At 66.5% G+C, this 18,120-nt stretch carries 17 protein-coding genes; 15 read left to right on the top strand and 2 right to left on the bottom strand.

The genetic code is table 11. The features are described 5' to 3' along the window. Positions 1 to 25 precede the first annotated feature (25 nt). Positions 26 to 730 carry a LysE family translocator gene (locus ACFV4R_RS03605; RefSeq protein WP_377201082.1) on the top strand — a complete coding sequence of 235 codons (705 nt, stop codon included), beginning with the start codon at positions 26 to 28 and terminating at the stop codon, positions 728 to 730. Between the two features lie 11 nt (positions 731 to 741). Here ACFV4R_RS03605 and ACFV4R_RS03600 read toward each other — a convergent pair whose 3' ends face one another. Further along, a complete protein-coding gene (locus ACFV4R_RS03600; protein ID WP_377201081.1) occupies positions 742 to 3,255 on the bottom strand; it encodes a beta-glucosidase in 2,514 nt (837 codons plus the stop codon). Positions 3,256 to 3,346: 91 nt separating this feature from the next. Here ACFV4R_RS03600 and ACFV4R_RS03595 point away from each other — a divergent pair, with 91 nt between their 5' ends. Further along, positions 3,347 to 3,934, top strand: coding sequence for a TetR/AcrR family transcriptional regulator (locus ACFV4R_RS03595; protein ID WP_377201080.1), 588 nt, complete (start codon positions 3,347 to 3,349; stop codon positions 3,932 to 3,934). Positions 3,935 to 4,008: 74 nt separating this feature from the next. Here the strand turns inward: ACFV4R_RS03595 and ACFV4R_RS03590 are convergent, their stop codons facing one another. Next, a complete protein-coding gene (locus tag ACFV4R_RS03590) occupies positions 4,009 to 5,229 on the bottom strand; it encodes an ROK family protein (protein ID WP_377201079.1) in 1,221 nt (406 codons plus the stop codon). Positions 5,230 to 5,422: 193 nt separating this feature from the next. Here ACFV4R_RS03590 and ACFV4R_RS03585 point away from each other — a divergent pair, with 193 nt between their 5' ends. From ACFV4R_RS03585 to ACFV4R_RS03525, 13 genes are all read left to right on the top strand, one after another. Next, positions 5,423 to 6,526 carry a Gfo/Idh/MocA family protein gene (locus ACFV4R_RS03585; protein WP_377201078.1) on the top strand — a complete coding sequence of 368 codons (1,104 nt, stop codon included), beginning with the start codon at positions 5,423 to 5,425 and terminating at the stop codon, positions 6,524 to 6,526. After that, positions 6,523 to 7,350, top strand: a complete 828-nt coding sequence (locus tag ACFV4R_RS03580; RefSeq protein WP_377201077.1) for a hypothetical protein — start codon at positions 6,523 to 6,525, stop codon at positions 7,348 to 7,350. Before ACFV4R_RS03585 ends, ACFV4R_RS03580 begins: the two co-directional genes overlap by 4 nt. Positions 7,351 to 7,460: 110 nt before the next feature. After that, positions 7,461 to 8,789: an ABC transporter substrate-binding protein gene (locus tag ACFV4R_RS03575; protein WP_377201076.1), complete on the top strand. Its 1,329-nt coding sequence runs from the start codon at positions 7,461 to 7,463 to the stop codon at positions 8,787 to 8,789. A gap of 13 nt (positions 8,790 to 8,802) precedes the next feature. After that, positions 8,803 to 9,765 (top strand): carbohydrate ABC transporter permease, encoded by a 963-nt coding sequence (locus tag ACFV4R_RS03570; protein ID WP_167265100.1) that lies wholly within the window; start codon positions 8,803 to 8,805, stop codon positions 9,763 to 9,765. Continuing rightward, positions 9,765 to 10,658 carry a carbohydrate ABC transporter permease gene (locus ACFV4R_RS03565; protein ID WP_377201075.1) on the top strand — a complete coding sequence of 298 codons (894 nt, stop codon included), beginning with the start codon at positions 9,765 to 9,767 and terminating at the stop codon, positions 10,656 to 10,658. The genes ACFV4R_RS03570 and ACFV4R_RS03565 overlap by 1 nt, the downstream gene beginning before the upstream one ends. Before the next feature lie 44 nt (positions 10,659 to 10,702). Beyond that, positions 10,703 to 11,449 carry a sugar phosphate isomerase/epimerase family protein gene (locus ACFV4R_RS03560; RefSeq protein ID WP_377201074.1) on the top strand — a complete coding sequence of 249 codons (747 nt, stop codon included), beginning with the start codon at positions 10,703 to 10,705 and terminating at the stop codon, positions 11,447 to 11,449. Beyond that, complete coding sequence (locus tag ACFV4R_RS03555) at positions 11,446 to 12,567, top strand: Gfo/Idh/MocA family protein (RefSeq protein WP_377201073.1); 1,122 nt, start codon at positions 11,446 to 11,448, stop codon at positions 12,565 to 12,567. The genes ACFV4R_RS03560 and ACFV4R_RS03555 overlap by 4 nt, the downstream gene beginning before the upstream one ends. A 32-nt stretch (positions 12,568 to 12,599) precedes the next feature. Continuing rightward, positions 12,600 to 13,808, top strand: a complete 1,209-nt coding sequence (locus ACFV4R_RS03550) for a Gfo/Idh/MocA family protein (protein ID WP_377201072.1) — start codon at positions 12,600 to 12,602, stop codon at positions 13,806 to 13,808. Between the two features lie 2 nt (positions 13,809 to 13,810). Continuing rightward, entirely contained in the window at positions 13,811 to 14,812 is a 1,002-nt protein-coding gene (locus tag ACFV4R_RS03545) for a sugar phosphate isomerase/epimerase family protein (protein ID WP_377201071.1), read from the top strand. Between the two features lie 3 nt (positions 14,813 to 14,815). Further along, positions 14,816 to 15,688, top strand: a complete 873-nt coding sequence (locus ACFV4R_RS03540; RefSeq protein ID WP_377201070.1) for a DUF1080 domain-containing protein — start codon at positions 14,816 to 14,818, stop codon at positions 15,686 to 15,688. A gap of 2 nt (positions 15,689 to 15,690) precedes the next feature. Continuing rightward, positions 15,691 to 16,575 (top strand): TolB family protein, encoded by an 885-nt coding sequence (locus ACFV4R_RS03535; protein ID WP_377201069.1) that lies wholly within the window; start codon positions 15,691 to 15,693, stop codon positions 16,573 to 16,575. A 4-nt stretch (positions 16,576 to 16,579) separates the two neighbouring features. Then, positions 16,580 to 17,596, top strand: a complete 1,017-nt coding sequence (locus ACFV4R_RS03530; protein ID WP_377201068.1) for a Gfo/Idh/MocA family protein — start codon at positions 16,580 to 16,582, stop codon at positions 17,594 to 17,596. After that, the gene (locus ACFV4R_RS03525; protein WP_377201067.1) at positions 17,593 to 18,060 is read left to right on the top strand and encodes a heme-degrading domain-containing protein; all 468 of its coding nucleotides are present in this window, start codon (positions 17,593 to 17,595) and stop codon (positions 18,058 to 18,060) included. Before ACFV4R_RS03530 ends, ACFV4R_RS03525 begins: the two co-directional genes overlap by 4 nt. Positions 18,061 to 18,120: the final 60 nt, after the last annotated feature.

Raw genomic sequence — 18,120 nt, 5'->3', positions numbered from 1 at the left:
CCGCAACCACCCCTATCCTTACCTGGTGACCATTACCCAGGCTGTGCTTTCCTTTGCCGTGGTTGCCGGGCTGCTGACGCTGGTTCCGGGCATCGACACGGCGCTGGTGCTTCGTTCATCCCTCACCAGGTCCCGCGCGTACGCGTTCGCCACGGCCGTGGGCATCAGCACCGGCGCCATGGTGTGGGGGATCGCCGCCGCGGTGGGGGTATCCGCCCTGCTTGCCGCTTCACAGTTCGCCTACCAGGCCCTCACGCTGGCCGGTGCGGCCTACATGGTGTGGCTTGGCGCGTCCCTGCTCTGGAAGAGCCGCAAAGCGGGACCGGCCGCCGCTGCGGCCTCCACGGTGGCCGGATCAGGCGGCCCTGCAGGCGCCTCTGCGGATGGCAGAGCCGCCGGCGCTGCGAAGGGCAACGCCGGCGGCCGGCAGATCCTCAGGGGCTGGCTCACGGGTACCGGCACCAACCTGCTCAACCCCAAGGTGGGAGTCTTCTACATCGCCACCATTCCGCAGTTCATCCCGCAGGGCAGTTCCCCGCTGCTGATGGGCGTCCTGCTGGCGGGCGTCCACTGCCTCCTGACCATGCTGTGGTTCGCCGGGCTGATCTTCGGCGCCGGCTACGCGTCCAAATGGCTCAACGGCCCCCGCAGCGTCCGGGTGATCGACCGGATCACCGGAACCGTCCTGGTGGGTTTCGGGCTCAAGCTCGCGCTCGAACCGCGGCACTGACGGGCAATTCCCTAGCGCACGTCGATGTCCAGCGCCTGGAAGTCGTCCGCCGAATGCCGGCCCACCAGGATCCGGAACGTTCCCGGCTCAAGCTGCCAGCCGCCGTCGTAATGGGCGAAGGCGCGCGCGGGAACCCTGACCTCAACGCTGTCCGTCCCGCCGGCGGCCAGATGCGTTCCGGCATAGCCGGCCAGCCAGCGCACGGGCCGTTCCACCGCTGACTCCTGGCGCTCAAGGTATACCTGCACCACCTCGCGGCCGGCCCTCGTGCCGGTGTTGCGGACGGGGACGTGCACCACCACGTCCTTGCCGGCCGGAACCGCCTGCGAGGCGTGCGGCGTGCACAGTTCGAACGTGGTGTAACCCAGCCCGTAACCGAACGGCAGCGCCGGGGCAGCCCCTCCGGCGGCCTGCTGCTTCAGCCAGGCCCGGTATCCCACATGGATGCCCTCGGAATAGACCACTTTGCCGTCCACCGGAACGGTGTCCAGCACCGGGACGTCCGCCAGGGCTGCCGGCCACGTGGTGGGCAGCCGGCCGCCCGGTTCCTCTGCACCGAGCAGGATGTCCGCAATGGCACGGCCGAATTCCTGGCCACCGAACCAGCCCAGCAACACCGCGCCCACCCGGTCCAGCCACGGCATGAGCACCGGGGAGCCGGAGTTCACCACCACCACGGTGCGCGGATTCGCCGCAGCCACCGCTTCCACCAGCTGGTTCTGGTGGCCGGGAAGGTCGAGGTCCTTCCGGTCGAAGCCTTCGGACTCGATGGCTGCGCTGGTGCCCACCACCACCACGGCAACGTCCGCGGCCCTGGCTGCTTCCACCGCGGCGTCAATCTCCGCCTGCGGGTCCGCCACCACGGTTTCCTCGCCCAGCAGGATGGCGGTGAACGGGATGGCCTGCTCCGCGGGCAGTTCGAAGAGTGCCTCAATCCGGACCCGCCCACCTGCCTCGGTTTCGATGGCGTGGACGGTCTTGGGCGGATCGAAAAGTGCAGCGCCGAGGACGTCCGTATCGTCCTCGATGGTCCCGTTGAACACCTCGTCGCCGCGGAGTGAGAGTCGGATTTTGCCCACGGTACCCACGCCAAGGTGGTGCGTGCCGGCGGAGGGTGCCGTCCAGTCGGTTTCCATCCGGATGGCGGCCGCGCCCTCGGGGATGCCGATCCCGAACCAGATCAGGTGGGATGCCAGCCGGTCCTCGCCGGAAAGTTCAGTGCCGTCAGCGGCCAGGAACGTCACGCGCAGGCCGGGGACGTTGGACACAGGGTTGTGGAGCGAGGTCCGCGGGAAGGCCTGCAGGCCCTCGGCCACCTTCGCGCCGCGGTGGTAGGAGACGGTGACGCCGGCGGGCAGGGCCTCACGCAGTCCCTCCAGCGGCGAGATGTTCTGCTTGGGCATGACGGTGGCGCTGCCGCCGCCCTGGGTCCGTGCTTCCTCCGCGTTGTGGCCGCTCACGGCCACGCTCCCCAGGACTGCCGGGTCCAGGGGCAGCAGGCCGTCCCGGTTCCGGACCAGGACAGCGCCGCGGACAGCTACTTCGCGGGCGACGGCGGCGGCGTTGAGAGGTGCCGGCAGTTCCGTCACAGCGGGGCTGACGCCGTCGAGCGAGCCTACGCGGGCGGCCAGCCGGAGGATGCGGACCACCTTGTCCAGGATGGCGGTGCGGCTGACGCGGCCGTCCTCGACGGCGGCCAGCAGCTTGGGCCCCCAGTGACCCACGGGTCCCGGCATTTCCAGGTCCTGGTGGGCGTTGGCGGCGTCGATGGAGCGGACGCCGGTCCAGTCGGACACCACAACGCCGTCGAAGCCCCACTCGGTGGACAGCGGGGTCTCCAGGAGCTCGTTTTCGCTGGCGGTGGTGCCGTTGATGGAGTTGTAGGAGCTCATCACCAGCCAGGCGCGGGCCTCGGTGACGGCGTCCTCGAAGGCTGCGAGGTAGAGCTCCCGCAAGGGCCGCTCGTCCACCACGGAGTCGGCGGTGAAGCGGTCGGTTTCGGCTTCGTTGGCGACGTAGTGCTTGGGGGTGGCCCCAACCCCCATGGACTGCACGCCTGCCACGTATCCGGCGGCGATGGTGGCCGTCAGCCGGGGGTCCTCGCTCATGCATTCGAAATGCCTGCCGCCCAGCGGGGAGCGGTGCAGGTTGATGGTGGGGCCCAGAACCGCGTGGACGCCTTTGCGCCGGGCTTCCTGGCCCAGGACCTGGCCGTAGCGGCGGGCAAGGCCGGCGCTCCACGTGGCGGACAGTGCCGACGACGACGGCAGCGAGACGGAGTCATGCCGCTCGTCGAAATCCTCGCCGCGGACCCCGGCGGGGCCGTCGGACATCACCACACGGGACAGCCCGATGGCGGGAAGGGCGTGCGTGGACCAGACGTCCGCACCGGTGAGCAGCTGGACCTGCTGCTCCAGGCTGAGGCTTTCCGCGAGGTCCCTGATCCGGGCTTCGGCGTCCGGGGAGCCTGCGGCCGGAGCGGCGGCAGCTGGAACGGGGGCGGCGGCGGGCAGGGTGGGGTTCACGGGGGGCTCCTTCAGGTAGTGGAAAGATCGTAACGGTAAAAACCGAGTATGACTAGGCTTTCGCCGCGCGGGGTGAAATACACTGGCTTCCGTGACCCCCAACAAGCCGCGCGGACCCTACGCCAAGGGAGCGGAACGCCGCGAACAGATCATCCAGACCGCAACCGACGTCTTCGCCACCGACGGCTTTGAGGGCACCGCCCTCAAGCGCGTGGCCGAGTTGGTGGGCGTCAAGGAGGCCACCCTGTTCCACTACTTCAGCGGCAAGCAGGAACTGTTGACCGCTGTCCTGGCCGAGCGGGACAGGCGCGGACTTGCGGACACTCCGGCGAAGGAGGCCGGGCTGGCACTGATGGCTCCGGTGGCCGCCAGGAACCGGACACAGCCGGGGCTCACCACGCTCTACGCGGTGGCATCCGCCACGGCCAGCAACCCCGGGCACGATTCCCACGGCTACTTCCAGGAGCGGTTCGCCGCCGTGGTCCGCTCCCTGGAGGACGACATCCGGGAACGGCAGGCGGCCGGCGGGGTCAGGTCCGATGTTTCCGCCACAGACCTGGCCAGGCTGGTGGTGGCGGTGTCCGACGGACTGCAGCTGCAGTGGCTCTATGACAAGGACGTGGACATGGCGGACGGGCTCGCCACCTTCATCGACGTCCTCCTCAAGCCGTCCGCCTGATCCTTTCCGGCGAGCCCGGTCATCCAGCCAAAGGTTCAAGCCAGTGCTCCAGCCTGCCGCCGTGCTGCATCGGCCTAGCCGGCGATGGCGTTGCCGGCGAGGGTGGCTTCGATGACTGCCGGGGAAAGCACGTGCTGGGTGACCATCTGACTGGCCCCCAGGATCGCCGCCTGGCCGCCGGCCATGGAAATGCCGATGCGCAGGTGTGTGGTGGCCAGCGGCAGCGACCGCCGGTACACCACTTCGCGGATGCCGGCCACCAGGTGCTCGCCGGCCTCCCCCACGCTCCCGCCGATCACGATCATGGACGGATTCAGCAGGTTGACCACGGTGGCCAGCACGTCCCCGACGTCCCGGCCGGCCTGGCGCAGCGCCTGGATGGCCTGCAGGTTCCCTTCGGCCACCAGCCGCAGGACGTCGCCGCCGGTCTTGGCTTCCAGCCCGTGGGACCGGAGCTGGTGCGCGACGGCGGGACCTGACGCGAGCGCCTCCAGGCACCCGTAGTTGCCGCAGCGGCACAGGACGTCGTCGCCGCGGGGGACGCGGACGTGGCCAAGGTCGCCGGCGGTACCGTTGGCGCCGCGCTGCAGCTCGCCGCTGCTGATGATGCCGGCACCGATTCCCGTGGCCACCTTGATGAAGAGGAAATTCTCGTGCTCGGGCCAGTGCGCGGTGCGTTCACCGAGCGCCATGATGTTCACGTCGTTGTCCACCAGGACGGGAACCGGCAGCTGCCGCTGGACGTACGGGACGACGTCGAACCCGTCCCAACCGGGCATGATGGGCGGTTTTACGGGGCGTCCGGTGTCATGTTCAACGGGACCCGGCAGTCCGATGCCGACGCCGGCCAGGTCGCCCGGCTCGCGTCCCGATTCGGCCAGGAGTTCCTTGCCGGCGGCGATCACGCGTCCCAGGACAACAGCCGGGCCGTCCGCCACCTCCTGCGCAAACCGGCGTTCGCCGAGGATGCTGCCGCCCAGGTCGGTGACGGCAACAATCACATGGGTAGCGCCGACGTCGACGGCCAGCACCACGCGGGCCTCGGGCTTGAAGGCAAAGCGCGACGGCGGCCTGCCGCCGCTCGAATTCGCCTCGCCGGCCGGGCCCACGAGGCCCGAGCCGATGAGGGCGTCAATGCGGGACGCCACGGTGGACCTGGCAAGCCCGGTGGTGAGGGCCAGTTCGGCGCGGGTCCGCGCCTGGCCGTCACGAAGAAGCTGGAAGAGGTCACCAGCGCGCGAAAGGTTGCCGGCATCGGCGTCCCTTGCAGGCAACTTTCCTGTGGCTCGAGTCATGTACAAGTCATAACACGCAGACTTGGCACTGTCACGAATACAGAAGTTTGATTTGTTACAAACAACTTTTGCTTGACTCTCGTCAAAAGTAGTTCTACGTTGTGACCAGGAGCACATCGTCCTTGCCGATGCAGCAGATTGACGGCATCGATCAACCTCCGCATCCGAGTCCGCCTACAACGAGGTAACCGACTTGCCAAGCCAGACATCGCCCGCCGAAACACCCCTCGGGGTAGGCATCCTGGGCGCCGGTCCTGTCACCCAGGCCATCCACCTTCCTGCCCTTGCCCGGCTCCGCGACATCCTCGAAGTGCGCCACATCATGGATGTTGATGAGTCAGTGGCCGCATCCGTCGCCGCCCGCGTCGGTGCCACGTCCAGCAGCAGCATGGACGCCCTGCTTGGCGACGACACCGTGGAGATCGTTGCCATCTGCAGTCCGCACCAGTTCCACGCCGAACAGGTCATCGCCGCCTGCCGGGCCGGCAAGAAAGCCATCCTGTGCGAAAAGCCGTTTGCCATGAATGCCGAGGAGGCGGCCCGCATCTCCGAGGTCAGCGCCGAAACCGGCGTTCCCATCGTGGTGGGTGCCATGCACACCTTCGATCCGGGCTGGCTCGCAGCAGAAGGGCGCTGGGAAGACCTGCCGGAGACGGCACACACCATCCGCTCCTCCATTGTGCTTCCACCCAACGCCCGCTTCGAAGACTTCGCCACGGAGATCGTGACGCGCCCCGCCGCCGGCACACCGGACTACTCGGACATCGACGTCATCAAATCCATGATGCAGGGCGGGATCATGGGGCTGGCCATCCACGACCTCCCCCTGGTCCGCCGGTTCACCCCGGACTTCGACGAAATCCAGGTGCTGCAGGCCCGGCACGTCCGCCCCTTCGGCTACGCCATCTCACTGCGCACTCCCACGCGCACCATCGAACTGCGGGCCGCCATGAACAGCACCTGGCAACCCGAGTGGAGCTTCGAAGCCATTGCCAGCCACAGCGCGCTGCGGATCGATTTCACACCTTCCTACGTCCAGGCGGGTTCCGCCACCGCCACCTTCAGCCGGGGCACCGAAACCACCACCCTCGGCCCCTACAGCCACAACGGCTACGAGGGCGAGTGGCGGGAGCTGGCAGAACTGGCGCGCGGAACCAAACAGCCGCCGTCCGCGCAGACCCTGATCGACGACCTCACCTTCGCCCTGGCCATCGCGGACGCCACCGTGGACAGCGTCGCCGCCGACCACGCCCGCCGGCCCGGCGGGATTGCCGCAACCGCAGGAGCCTCAGCATGAGCGCCACTTACTCCGTCACGGCAACCCCCGGCGCCGAGGAAGCCGGCGCCGTCGCCCTGGCCGTGGCGTCGCTGCCGGCAACCTTCGGCCCGGCGGCAGGCGGCGCCGCCACCCCGGACGTCGCCGCCATCGCCGGCGGACCCGGCTGGACCGCCGAGGCCCTGCACGCCATTGAAGCCGGCAGCCCCGGCGTCCTGGTGGTCAACCCTGTCCCCGAGGACACCGCACAGCTGTCCGCTGCCGCCGAAGCCGCGGGCACCGCCGTCGTCCTGGACCTGCGCTGGGCCTCCAACCCGGCGCTGGTCTCGCACGACGGCGGCCCGGACGCCCGTGAAGCATTCCGGAGCGCGCTGGGCACGGCGGCCATGCTGGACAGTGTCGCCACGGCGGCACCCGGCACGGACTGGCAGCGGCTCCTCGGAGAGCACCTCGCCGCGCTGCTGGAAGTGACCGGAACGCTCGACGCCGTGTCCCTGCTTCAGAGCGGGGCCACCGGTTACACGTTCAGCGGACGGCTCGCCAACGGCGCCCCGATGTCCGCCCACGGCGTGCTGACCGCGGCCCGCCCCGCCGGCGTCGACATCCGGCTGTACACGGCCGACGGCGGCGTCAGCGTCCGGCTGCCCGAGCCGGCCGCCGCCTGGCCCGCCGAAGTCCGGGTCACCGGGCCGCACGGCGGACTTTTGCTGCCCACCCTGTATGAATCAGCCCACCGGACGGCGTGGCGCCGCCTCAAGGATCACCTCACAGCCGGCACCCGGCCGGACGACCTCACCCGGTTCGCCCGGCTGACCGACCTTTACGCAACTTTCGCTGACACGTAACCAGCCCCTTCCAATACGCAACCAACCAGCAGTCCAGTCCCACCTCCACTCTCAACGATGAGCAGGACCGCACCACAACGCATCGCGCGGCGGTCCCGAAAGGACACACCATGAACGCAAACACCCACCAGAGCCGTCCCTTCTCCCGCCGCGGTTTCCTGGGCCTGACAGCCGCGGCCGCATCCGTTCCCCTGCTGGCGGCCTGTGGCGGAGGATCGGCAAGCCAGGGCGGCGGAGGCGGCGCCGGGGGAACCATCAAGTTCTGGGACATGCCGTGGGCCACGCCCGCCTACAACGATTCCGCCAAGAAGATTGCTGAGGGCTGGGCGGGCGCGAACAACAGCAAGGCCAACTACCAGATCATCCAGTGGAACAACTTCTATCAGACCTTCTCCTCGGCCATCGCGTCCAAGACCGGCCCGGCAGTGTCCACCGGTGGCGGTTTCCAGGCGTTCCAGTTCGATCAGCAGGGACAGATTGCCTACGCCGACAAGGTGATCGAAAAGATGAAGTCGAATGGCCAGTTCGACGACTTCCTGCCCGGCGTCCTGGATCCGTTCAAGTCGGACAAGGGCTACGTGGCAGTGCCGTGGCAGCTGGACATGCGCGTGTTCTGGTACCGCAAGTCCCTCTTTGAGAAGGCAAACGTTGCCCTCCCCACGGACTGGCCGTCCCTCCTCGAAGCCGGCAAGGCCCTGAAGAAGCTCGGCGCGTTCGGCTTCGCCACAGGCGCGGGTTCGGGCAACAACTACGGCAACCACTCCATGATCATGATGATGGTCAACAACGGCGGCGGCGTCTGGAACAAGAACGGCGAGCTGGACCTGCTGAACGACCGCAACGTCGAAGCCATCGAGTTCGTCCGGGAACTGGTCTCCAACGGAATCGTTGACCCGGCGGCAGTCAGCTACACCACGGACAACATGTCTGCGCAGTGGAAGGACGGCAAGGCAGGATTCGGCCTATTCCAGGTCAACGTTCCGCAGCGGGTGGGTGACACCTCCGGTGACCTCCTGGTAGCCGATCCCCTGACCGGCCCCCACGGCGACAAAGCCACCATCGTGTTCCCGAACAACATCATGATGTACAAGAACACCCCTTCGCAGGATGCCTCCGAAGAGTTCCTTGTGTACTACATGGGCCAGCTCAAGGAACTGTGGAAGCAGAAGCTGATGTCTGCACTGCCGGTCTTCAAATCGATCACGGAAATGCCCGAGTTCGCCAACGATCCCAACAACGTCAAGATCGTTAAGGACTGGCAGCCGATCGCCAAGACCTTCGCTTCCCAGGGCAGCACCCTGAACGCCAACCTCGCCGCGTTGGACGGTGGCCAGGCACTGAACCAGTTCAGCCAGTCCATCCTCACCGGCCAGGCCACGGACGCCAAGAGTGCTCTGCAGACCTTCCAGTCCGGCCTCGAATCAGTCCTGAAGAAGTAGAACGGCACCTCCCATGTCTTCCACCACCACAGCGTCAGGCCTCTCCCGGGCCCGCCGGGGGCTCGCCCCCGGCGGCTCGGGGGCCTCCCCGGGCAAGCGCAAGAGCAAGCTCAGTGCGCAGACCACCAGGACCTTCTTCTGGCTGTTGCTCCCCTCCGTGGTCCTGCTGGTCCTGATCCACGGCTACCCCTTGATTCACGCGGCCGTCCAGGCAACCCACGATGGCGACCTGCTGCAGACCGGCAACTTTGTGGGCGGCGAGAACTTTGCGTCCGTTCTGTCCTCTCCGGCCTTCTGGAAAGCCGCCCAGTTCACCCTCTGGTTCACCATTGTGGGTGTGTTCGGCTCCTGGCTGGTGGGACTGGGACTTGCCCTCCTGCTCCGGACCAAGATTCCAGCAGGAAACACCTTCAAGGTTCTCCTGCTCCTGCCCTGGGTTGTGCCGATTGTGGTCTCCTCCACGGCCTGGAACTGGCTGGTAGCCACTCCGGACAGCCTGGTTCCCGCACTCTTCCGGAGCCTGGGCCTGGGGACGCCGCTGTTCCTTGCGGATCCAACGCTTGCCTCCATCACTGTGATGGTGTTCAAGGTGTGGGTGTCTTTCCCCTTCATGATGATGATGATTTCCGCGGCGCTGGCTTCCGTGGATGGAACGGTTTACGAGGCCGCCAGCATGGACGGTGCCTCCAAATGGCAGCAATTCACGCAGATCACCCTGCCGCTGATCGCCCGGTCCACCTACATCAGCTGGATCCTCATGACGATCTTCTGCGTCAATGACTTCCCCACCATCTACCTGCTTACTGGCGGCGGACCCGTCAGCGCCACCACCTCCCTTGTGGTCCTTGCCTACCGCACGGTCTTCCAGGACTTCGCTACCGGCCCAGGCGTTGCCATCGCCTTCCTCATGACCATGACCCTGGTGGTCATCTCGGTCCTCCTGTACCGCCAGATCCGAAAGTCGAGCGTCGAATAATGAGCGCTGTACTCCACGCCCACCCCGAGTCCGGCCCGGCGCTGGGCGTCACAGAAACCGGCAAGCCGCGCCGGGTGCTCTCCGAGGCCGGCATGCGCGGACGCTGGTGGCGGTTCGTCCTGATCCTGGCCATCACGGCGATCGTCCTCATTCCCATCATGGTCACGGTGATCCTGGCCTTCACCCCCGGTCCCAACAGCACGGCCACCGGCCTGACGTTCGAAAACCTGGCCAACGTCTTCAACGGAACCCTGGCCGCTACCTGGCTGCAAAACAGCCTGGTGACCACGCTCTCCACCGTGGTGGTCTCCGTAGCAGTGGCAGCACCGGCAGGCTATGTCCTGTCCCGCGGCCGCAGCAAGGCAGTTTCCGGCTACTCACTGCTCCTCTTCGTGATGCAGTCCCTGCCGATCATCACGTCCGTGGTTCCGCTGTTCATCCTGTTCGCAGGAATGGGCCTGGTGGACAACCTGCTGGGCATCACCATCATCTACGTTGGCTCCACCATGACCGTTGCCACCTGGATGATGGCCGCCTACTTCGACTCCATCCCCATCAGCCTCGAGGAAGCCTCCTGGATTGATGGATGCTCGGTGTTTGGCTCGTTCACCAAAGTGGTGCTGCGCAACTCATTGCCCGGCATCCTGTCCACAGCGATCTTCGCCTTCCTCCTGGCCTGGAACGACTACCTGGTGGCCATCGTGTTCCTGCGTTCCAACGAAATCTTCACCCTTCCCATGGGCGTGCAGTCCTTCTTCCAGCAGAACGCCACGGACTGGACCTCGGTGATGGCCCTCGCCGTGGTCATGATGCTCCCGCCCGTCATCGTGTTCGCCACCCTGAACAAGTACTTCAGCGTCGGCGGCATCGGCGGATCCCTCGCCGGCCGCTAGCCTGCCCAACAACGTCGTCGCCAACCATCCCTGATAGGAAACCCATGTCTTATTCACTCCAGCTCTACACACTGCGCAACGCCATCGCCGAGGACCTGCCTGGGACCATCAAAAAGGTCGCGGAGATTGGCTTCACCCAGGTTGAGCCCTACAACTTCGTGGCTACGGCAAAAGAACTCGGTGCCGCGCTGACGGAGAACGGCCTCACCGCACCCTCCGGCCATGCGCCGCTGCTGTCACAGGACCAGGATGAGATCTTTACAGCGGCGAAGGACCTGGGCATCAGCACCGTTATCGATCCCTTCCTGCCCGCCGAGCACTGGCAGGACGCAGAAACCATCCAGGCCACGGCAGCCAAGCTCAACGCCGCAGCGAAGAAGGGCGCCGAATACGGCATCACCGTGGGGTACCACAACCACGCCTGGGAACTGGAGTCCAGCATCGAGGGACGCACCGCGCTGGAGTACTTCGAGTCCCTGCTGGACCCGGAGCTGGTCCTGGAGGTGGACACCTACTGGGTGGCCGTGGGCGGCCAGGACCCCGTTGATATCCTCACCAAGCTCGGAGACCGGGTGAAGTTCATCCACATCAAGGACGGCAACCTGAGCACGGACACCAAGGCCCAGCAGCCCGCCGGCCAGGGCAAGGTCCCTGTCCTGGACGTGATCGCCGCCGCGAAGTCCCTCGAAGTTGGCGTCGTGGAATTCGATGACTACTCCGGCGACATCTTCGAAGGCATCACCGAGAGCCTCGCGTACCTGAACGCCGCAGCAGAAGGAGCCAAGGCATGAGTTTCGCACCTTCCACCCGCAAGGGACCGGTTGGCGTTGCAGTGATCGGCGCGGGCAATATTTCCAAGCAGTACCTGGACAACCTGACCGTCTTCCCGGACCTGAAGGTCCTGGTCATCGCCGACCTCTTCGAAGACGCCGCCGAGGCCCGCGCCAAGGAATACGGCATCCCCGAATGGGGCGGGCCGGAAAAGGCACTGAACCACCCCGACGTCGAAATCATCGTCAACCTCACTATCCCCGCCGCCCACGTGGAGGTGGCCACCGCAGCGGTCAACGCCGGCAAGCACGTCTGGACCGAGAAGCCCTTCTCCCTTGACCGCGAATCCGGCCTGGGGCTGCTCAAGGCTGCCGACGCCGCGGGAATCCGGCTCGGCACTGCACCGGACACGTTCCTGGGCGCCGGCATCCAGACCGCGCTGCGGCTCATCCAGCGCGGCGACATCGGCACCCCGCTGACCGCCATGACCACTTTCCAGACCCCCGGCCCTGAATCCTGGCACCCCAACCCCGCGTTCCTCTTCCAGCACGGCGCCGGCCCCCTGTTCGACATGGGACCGTACTACCTCACCACCCTGGTCCAGGCCTTCGGCTCCATCCGCAAGGTGGCCGCCGTCGGGTCCAAGGCCAAGGAGGTCCGCGTCATCGGCTCCGGGCCCAAGGCCGGCGAGGAATTCACCGTAGAGGTCCCCACCCACGTCTCAGCGATGGCCCAGTTCGAATCCGGCGCCTCCTCGCACAGCGTCTTCTCCTTCGAATCCCCCCGCGCCCGGATGGGGTTCGTGGAAATCACCGGCACGGAAGCCACCATCTCCCTGCCGGACCCCAACTACTTCACCGGCGACATCAGGCTCTGGCGCGCCGGGGACGAAGACTGGACCACCATCCCCGCCACCGGCCCTGCAAACGGCCGCGGCATGGGCGCCCTGGACATGGCCCGCGCCATCCGCGCAGGCGTGCCGCACCGGGCCACCGGCGACCTCGCCTACCACGTGCTGGACAGCATGGTCTCGATCTCCGAATCCATCGAATCCGGTTCGTTCGTGGACGTGACCAGCAACGCACCTACCTCGGAGGCCATCCCCGAGGACTGGGCGCCCGAGACAGCAACTCTCTAGAAATCCCAAGCGAACCAGCGAGGAACCGAACCATGAGCACGCCCACACACTCGTCCCTGCCTTCCAACCAGCCGTTGGGCGTCGCCGCCATCGGCTACGCCTTCATGGGGAAGGCGCATTCGAATGCGTGGCGGAACGTGGCCAGTTTCTTCGACGTCCCGGCCTTCGAACAGAAAGTGCTCGTAGGCCGGGACGCCACCGCCGTGGCCGAGGCCGCAGCCAAGTACGGCTGGGCCGAGTCGGCCACAGACTGGCGTGAGGTCATCGACCGGGACGACATCCACATCATCGACATCTGCGCCCCCGGCTGGATGCACGCCGAAATCGCCATCGCTGCGCTCGAAGCCGGCAAGCACGTCCTGGTCGAAAAACCCCTCGCCAACACCCTTGCCGAAGCCGAGCTCATGACCGCCGCCGCCGCGAAGGCACGCGCCAGGGGCGTCCAGTCAATGATCGGCTTCAACTACCGCCGAGTCCCGGCCCTTGCCCTTGCCCGCGAACTCATCGCCGAGGGCCGGCTCGGCACCGTCCGGCACGTCCGCGCCGCCTACCTCCAGGACTGGCTCGCCGACGACCAATCCCCCATGACCTGGCGGCTCCGGAAGGAAACCGCCGGGTCCGGTGCCCTCGGCGACATCGCCTCCCACGCCATCGACCAGGTCCTCTACCTCCTGGGCGACCAGGTCACGGAGGTCACCGGCAGGCTCCACACGTTCGTTCCGCAGCGTCCCGGCGGCAATGCTGCCGGGGAAGGGCTGGAGGACGTCACGGTCGACGACGCCGCCTGGGCAACGCTGTCCCTCGCCTCCGGGGCCATCGCCTCAGTGGAGGTCTCCCGGGTGGCGACGGGCCAGAAGAACAGCCTCAAGCTCGAGATCTACGGCGACCAGGGCACCATCCTGTTCGACCTGGAAAGCCTCAACGAGCTCGGGTTCCTGGACGCCACCGTTCCGGTGCGCGAGCAGGGTTTCCGCCGGATCCTGGTCAACGAACCCGAGCACCCCTACCTCGAAGCGTGGTGGCCGCAGGGCCATATCATCGGCTGGGAACACACCTTTACCCACCAGGTCCGGGACTTCCTCACCGCCATCCAGGACCAAACCCCGCCATCGCCGTCGTTCGAGGAAGGACTGAACGTGCAGTACATCCTCAACGCCGTGGAGGAATCCGCCGCCGCGAAGAGCGCCCTGATCCAACTGCCGGGCACCTCCCCGGAGACCAGCCCCACCAAAGGAGCCTGACCATGCCCCGCCCGTTTACCCTGTTCACCGGCCAGTGGGCCGACCTGCCCCTCGAGGAAGTGGCCAAGCTGGCTTCCGGTTGGGGCTACGACGGCCTGGAAATCGCGGTCTCCGGCGACCACCTGGACGCCTGGCGCGTGGACGAACCCGGCTACGTCGAGTCCAAGCTCGAACTCCTGGACAAGTACAACCTCAAGGTCTGGGCCATCTCCAACCACCTCAAGGGCCAGGCCGTCTGCGATGACCCCATCGACTTCCGCCACGAAGCCATCGTCGGCTCCAAAGTCTGGGGCGACGGGAACCCCGAAGGCGTCCGCCAGCGCGCCGCCGAGGAACTCAAGCACACCGCCCGGCTCGCCCGCGCGCTGGGCGTGGACACCGTCGTCGGGTTCACCGGATCCTCCATCTGGCAATACGTGGCCATGTTCCCGCCCGTCCCCGAAAAAGTCATCGACGCCGGCTACCAGGACTTTGCCGACCGCTGGAACCCCATCCTGGACGTCTTCGACGACAACGGCGTCCGCTTCGCCCACGAAGTCCACCCCAGCGAGATCGCCTACGACTACTGGACCACCCAACGCACCCTCGAAGCGATCGGCCACCGCGAAGCGTTCGGCCTGAACTGGGACCCCTCGCACATGATGTGGCAGGGCATCGACCCCGTCTCCTTCATCTGGGACTTCAAGGACCGGATCTACCACGTGGACTGCAAGGACACCAAGATCCGCCAGACCGGCCGCAACACCGTCCTCGGCTCCCACCTGGCATGGGGCGACCCGCGCCGCGGCTGGGACTTCGTCTCCGCCGGCCGCGGCGACGTCCCCTGGGAAGCATCGTTCCGGGCCCTGGCCGCCATCGGCTACGACGGACCCATCAGCATCGAATGGGAGGACGCCGGCATGGACCGCCTCCACGGCGCCCCCGAAGCCCTCGCCGCCCTCAAGAAATACGACTTCCCCGCCTCCCAGACCAGCTTCGACGCCGCCTTCAGCAGCAAGGACTAGTTCATGCCAGACATTGGAACGCCCGACGGCGGCGACGGTTTCGTCCCGCTGTTCGACGGGTCTACCCTGGCCGGTTGGAGAACCGTACCCCGCGTCTATGGCACCGAGTATCCGGGCGGCCCCCTGCTCCTGGAGCGCTTCGAAGCCCTCGGTTTGACCCCACCGGTCGATCCCGAAAAGCACCCTGCCCACTGGTTCGCCGAGGACGGTGTCCTCATCGGTGAACAAGACACTCCCGGCAGCGGCTATGGCGGCTATTTGGTCAGCGAACAGGCTTACGGGGACTTCGAATTGGTCCTGGAGATGCGCCCGGACTGGCCGGCTGACACGGGTGTGATGCTTCGCCGGCGTCCGGACAGCTGGGAAGGCTTTCAGGTGCTGGTGGACCACCGGCCCTCCGGCGGGATCGGTGGCTTCTTCGGAAATGGGTTGGCGAGTTTTTCGGCTGTGCCGTTTGCCGTGGACGTTGCCCTCGACGCCGATGGCCGGCCGGCCGGGCTGGTGGCGGATGACCCCGCCACTTCGGTGGAACCCGTCACGGAAGAGAAGCGTGCCCGCCTCAGTTACGCCGCCGACGTCCAGGATTTCCTCAAGGCGTGGCGCTGGGACGACTGGAACGAGCTGCGCATCCGCTGCGTGGGCCCGCTGCCGGTGATCACCACGTGGATCAACGGCGTCAAGATCGCCGAGCTGGACACCGCCGCCCTCGATTCGCCCAACTACAACCCTGCGGATGTGCTGGATGTCCTCGGCCCCCGCGGGCACATCGCCCTTGAAGTGCATGACAACGACTCCATGTTCGGCGAAGCGCGCTGGGGCAAGGGCGCCCAGTGCCGGTGGCGGAACATCCGCATCAAAGAACTCGGCGGGGAGTAGCTGTGAACAGAACCCTGCAACCCGGCCAGCGCAGCGAAGTATGGATCGCGTCCGTGACCGGGGAAGCCGAGCTGCTCTACAGCTCTGACGACGTCTTGTTTGAGGCCCCGAACTGGACCCTTGACGGCACAGCACTTGTCCTCAACGGGAACGGGAAACTGTGGACACTGGACGTGGCCGGCGGCCATCCCGTGGAAGTTCCGCTGACCGGCGTCCCGGACCTCAACAACGACCACGTGTTGGCACCCGACGGCACCAGCATTTTCCTCTCGGCCAACGACGGCCACATCTACCGCGCCTCCCTGGCCGGCGGAGCGGCGACGCGCATCACCGAGGAGGACGGCACCTTCCACTTCCTCCACGGGGTCAGCCCGGATGGCAGGGAACTGGCCTACGTCAGCATCGAAGCGGGCGACTTTACCCAGCCCGGCCGCCTGATGACCATAGCGTCCGACGGCGGCGCTACCGCCAGCGTTGATGTGGGCCCCGGGCACTGCGACGGTCCGGAATACTCGCCCGACGGTAAGTGGCTGTACCTGAACACGGAATCTTTCAGCACCGCGCCCGGGCACGCCCAGTTGGCCCGGGTCCAGAGCGATGGGACCGGTTTCGAGCAACTCCTCAGCTCCGATTCCGTCGACTGGTTCCCCCATCTCTCCCCCGACGGCCGCCTGGCGACGTACATCCGCTTCCCCCGCGGAACGGAAGGGCACCCCGCCGACTTGCCGGTCGCCGTCGTACTTGTTTCGACCGGGGACTGGACCTCTCCGCTGCACACATGGCCGCTGCTGGGCGGCCAAGGTACCCTCAACGTCAACAGCTGGTCACCGGACTCGGCGCGTATCGCGTTCGTGGCCTACCCGCTCACTGACTCAACAAAGGACTAAGCACGTGACCCTCAGCAATGGCACCTCGGACGGAACAATCCGCTGGGGAGTCCTCGGCACCGGCTTTATCGCCGGGCTGCAGACGAAGGACTTGAGAGAGAACGGTTTTACGGTGCAGGCCGTCGGCTCGCGCTCCGTGGATTCGAGCAAGGCCTTCGCCGAACAGCACGGAATAGCTACTGCCCATGGCAGTTACGAAGACTTGGCGGCAGACCCGTTGGTGGACGTGGTCTATATTGCGACGCCACACCCCATGCACCACGCAAACGCCCTGTTGGCCCTGAACGCCGGCAAGCATGTGTTGATCGAGAAGTCGTTCACCATGAACGCCCGGGAGGCACAGGAAATTGTGGACCTGGCCGAATCCAGGGGGCTGGTGGCCCTGGAAGCCATGTGGACCAGGTTCCTGCCGCACATGATCCGCATCCGGGAACTCATCGCTGAAGGTGCCATCGGTGAAGTCCGGAAGGTAGTGGCAAGCCACAACCAGAGCCTGCCGCAGGACCCTGCGCACCGGCTCAACGACCCCGCCCTAGGTGGCGGCGCCCTCCTGGACCTGGGCATCTACCCGATCTCCTTCGCGTTCGACGTCCTCGGCACCCCTTCCCGCATCACGGCCAGCGCCACTATGACCGCCACCGGCGTGGACCGCCAGACCGCGGCAATTTTCGAGTACGACGGCGGTGCGCAGGCTTTGGTGGACTGCGAACTGGACGCCGCCAGCGCCAACCGGGCCATGGTGCTCGGAACCAAGGGCTGGATCGACATCGAACACACTTGGTACAACCCCGTCCCGTTCACCGTCCACGCCGTGGATGGAAGCGTTGTTGAGCGGTACGAGCAGTCCGTGACCAGCCGCGGAATGCAGTACCAGGCAGCCGAACTCGAACGCCTGGTCCGCGAGGGCGTCACGGCCGGGACCATCCTCCCGCCCAGCGAGAGCGTGGCCATCATGGCCGCCATGGACCAGATCCGCCAGCACATCGGCCTGAGCTACGACGCCGACAAGGAAAGCGCATGAGCGAATCACCCCGCCTGCTCGAACTGCGCCAGCAAGAGGAGGAATTGGTTTTCCCCAGCTTCGACCAGCATGACGCCTGGCGTTTGGGCTCGCTGATCGCCAACCACGCCATCGCCGAAAACCACGGCGTGGCCATCGACATCCGCCGTCACAATATCGTGCTGTTCCGCTGCGTCCTCCCTGGTGTCACGTCCGACCAGCAGGAATGGATCCGGCGGAAATCCAACTCGGTGCTGCGCTTCGAGCACAGCACCGCCTACCTCACCGAACAGTTCACCGACTACGACCCCACCCAAGGCGGCTGGCTCGCTCCCGAGGACTACACCCTCGCCGGCGGCTCGTTCCCCATCCGTGTGCACGGCGCAGGCGTCATCGGTGCCATCACCGCCTCCGGCCTCACCTCCGACGAAGACCACCAACTGGTAGCAGACGGCATCAGGGACTACCTGAAAACCTTGGAGTAAGGAAAACCAATACCGGACGGCGCTGACAAGCCGGGCAGGGAACGGGCCCCGCAGCCGCAC

This window comes from Pseudarthrobacter sp. NPDC059871, from assembly GCF_042731175.1.
Lineage (GTDB): Bacteria > Actinomycetota > Actinomycetes > Actinomycetales > Micrococcaceae > Arthrobacter.
This window is presented reverse-complemented; position numbering and strand designations above follow the sequence as displayed.

What these genes read in the sequence shown, in the direction of transcription:
- ACFV4R_RS03545 (WP_377201071.1), top strand. Translation starts at nt 13,811, where the DNA reads ATGCCCCGCCCGTTTACCCTGTTCACCGGCCAGTGGGCCGACCTGCCC.
- ACFV4R_RS03560 (WP_377201074.1), top strand. Translation starts at nt 10,703, where the DNA reads ATGTCTTATTCACTCCAGCTCTACACACTGCGCAACGCCATCGCCGAG.
- ACFV4R_RS03525 (WP_377201067.1), top strand. Translation starts at nt 17,593, where the DNA reads ATGAGCGAATCACCCCGCCTGCTCGAACTGCGCCAGCAAGAGGAGGAA.
- ACFV4R_RS03550 (WP_377201072.1), top strand. Translation starts at nt 12,600, where the DNA reads ATGAGCACGCCCACACACTCGTCCCTGCCTTCCAACCAGCCGTTGGGC.
- ACFV4R_RS03590 (WP_377201079.1), bottom strand. Translation starts at nt 5,229, where the DNA reads ATGACTCGAGCCACAGGAAAGTTGCCTGCAAGGGACGCCGATGCCGGC.
- ACFV4R_RS03565 (WP_377201075.1), top strand. Translation starts at nt 9,765, where the DNA reads ATGAGCGCTGTACTCCACGCCCACCCCGAGTCCGGCCCGGCGCTGGGC.
- ACFV4R_RS03540 (WP_377201070.1), top strand. Translation starts at nt 14,816, where the DNA reads ATGCCAGACATTGGAACGCCCGACGGCGGCGACGGTTTCGTCCCGCTG.
- ACFV4R_RS03575 (WP_377201076.1), top strand. Translation starts at nt 7,461, where the DNA reads ATGAACGCAAACACCCACCAGAGCCGTCCCTTCTCCCGCCGCGGTTTC.
- ACFV4R_RS03580 (WP_377201077.1), top strand. Translation starts at nt 6,523, where the DNA reads ATGAGCGCCACTTACTCCGTCACGGCAACCCCCGGCGCCGAGGAAGCC.
- ACFV4R_RS03570 (WP_167265100.1), top strand. Translation starts at nt 8,803, where the DNA reads ATGTCTTCCACCACCACAGCGTCAGGCCTCTCCCGGGCCCGCCGGGGG.
- ACFV4R_RS03555 (WP_377201073.1), top strand. Translation starts at nt 11,446, where the DNA reads ATGAGTTTCGCACCTTCCACCCGCAAGGGACCGGTTGGCGTTGCAGTG.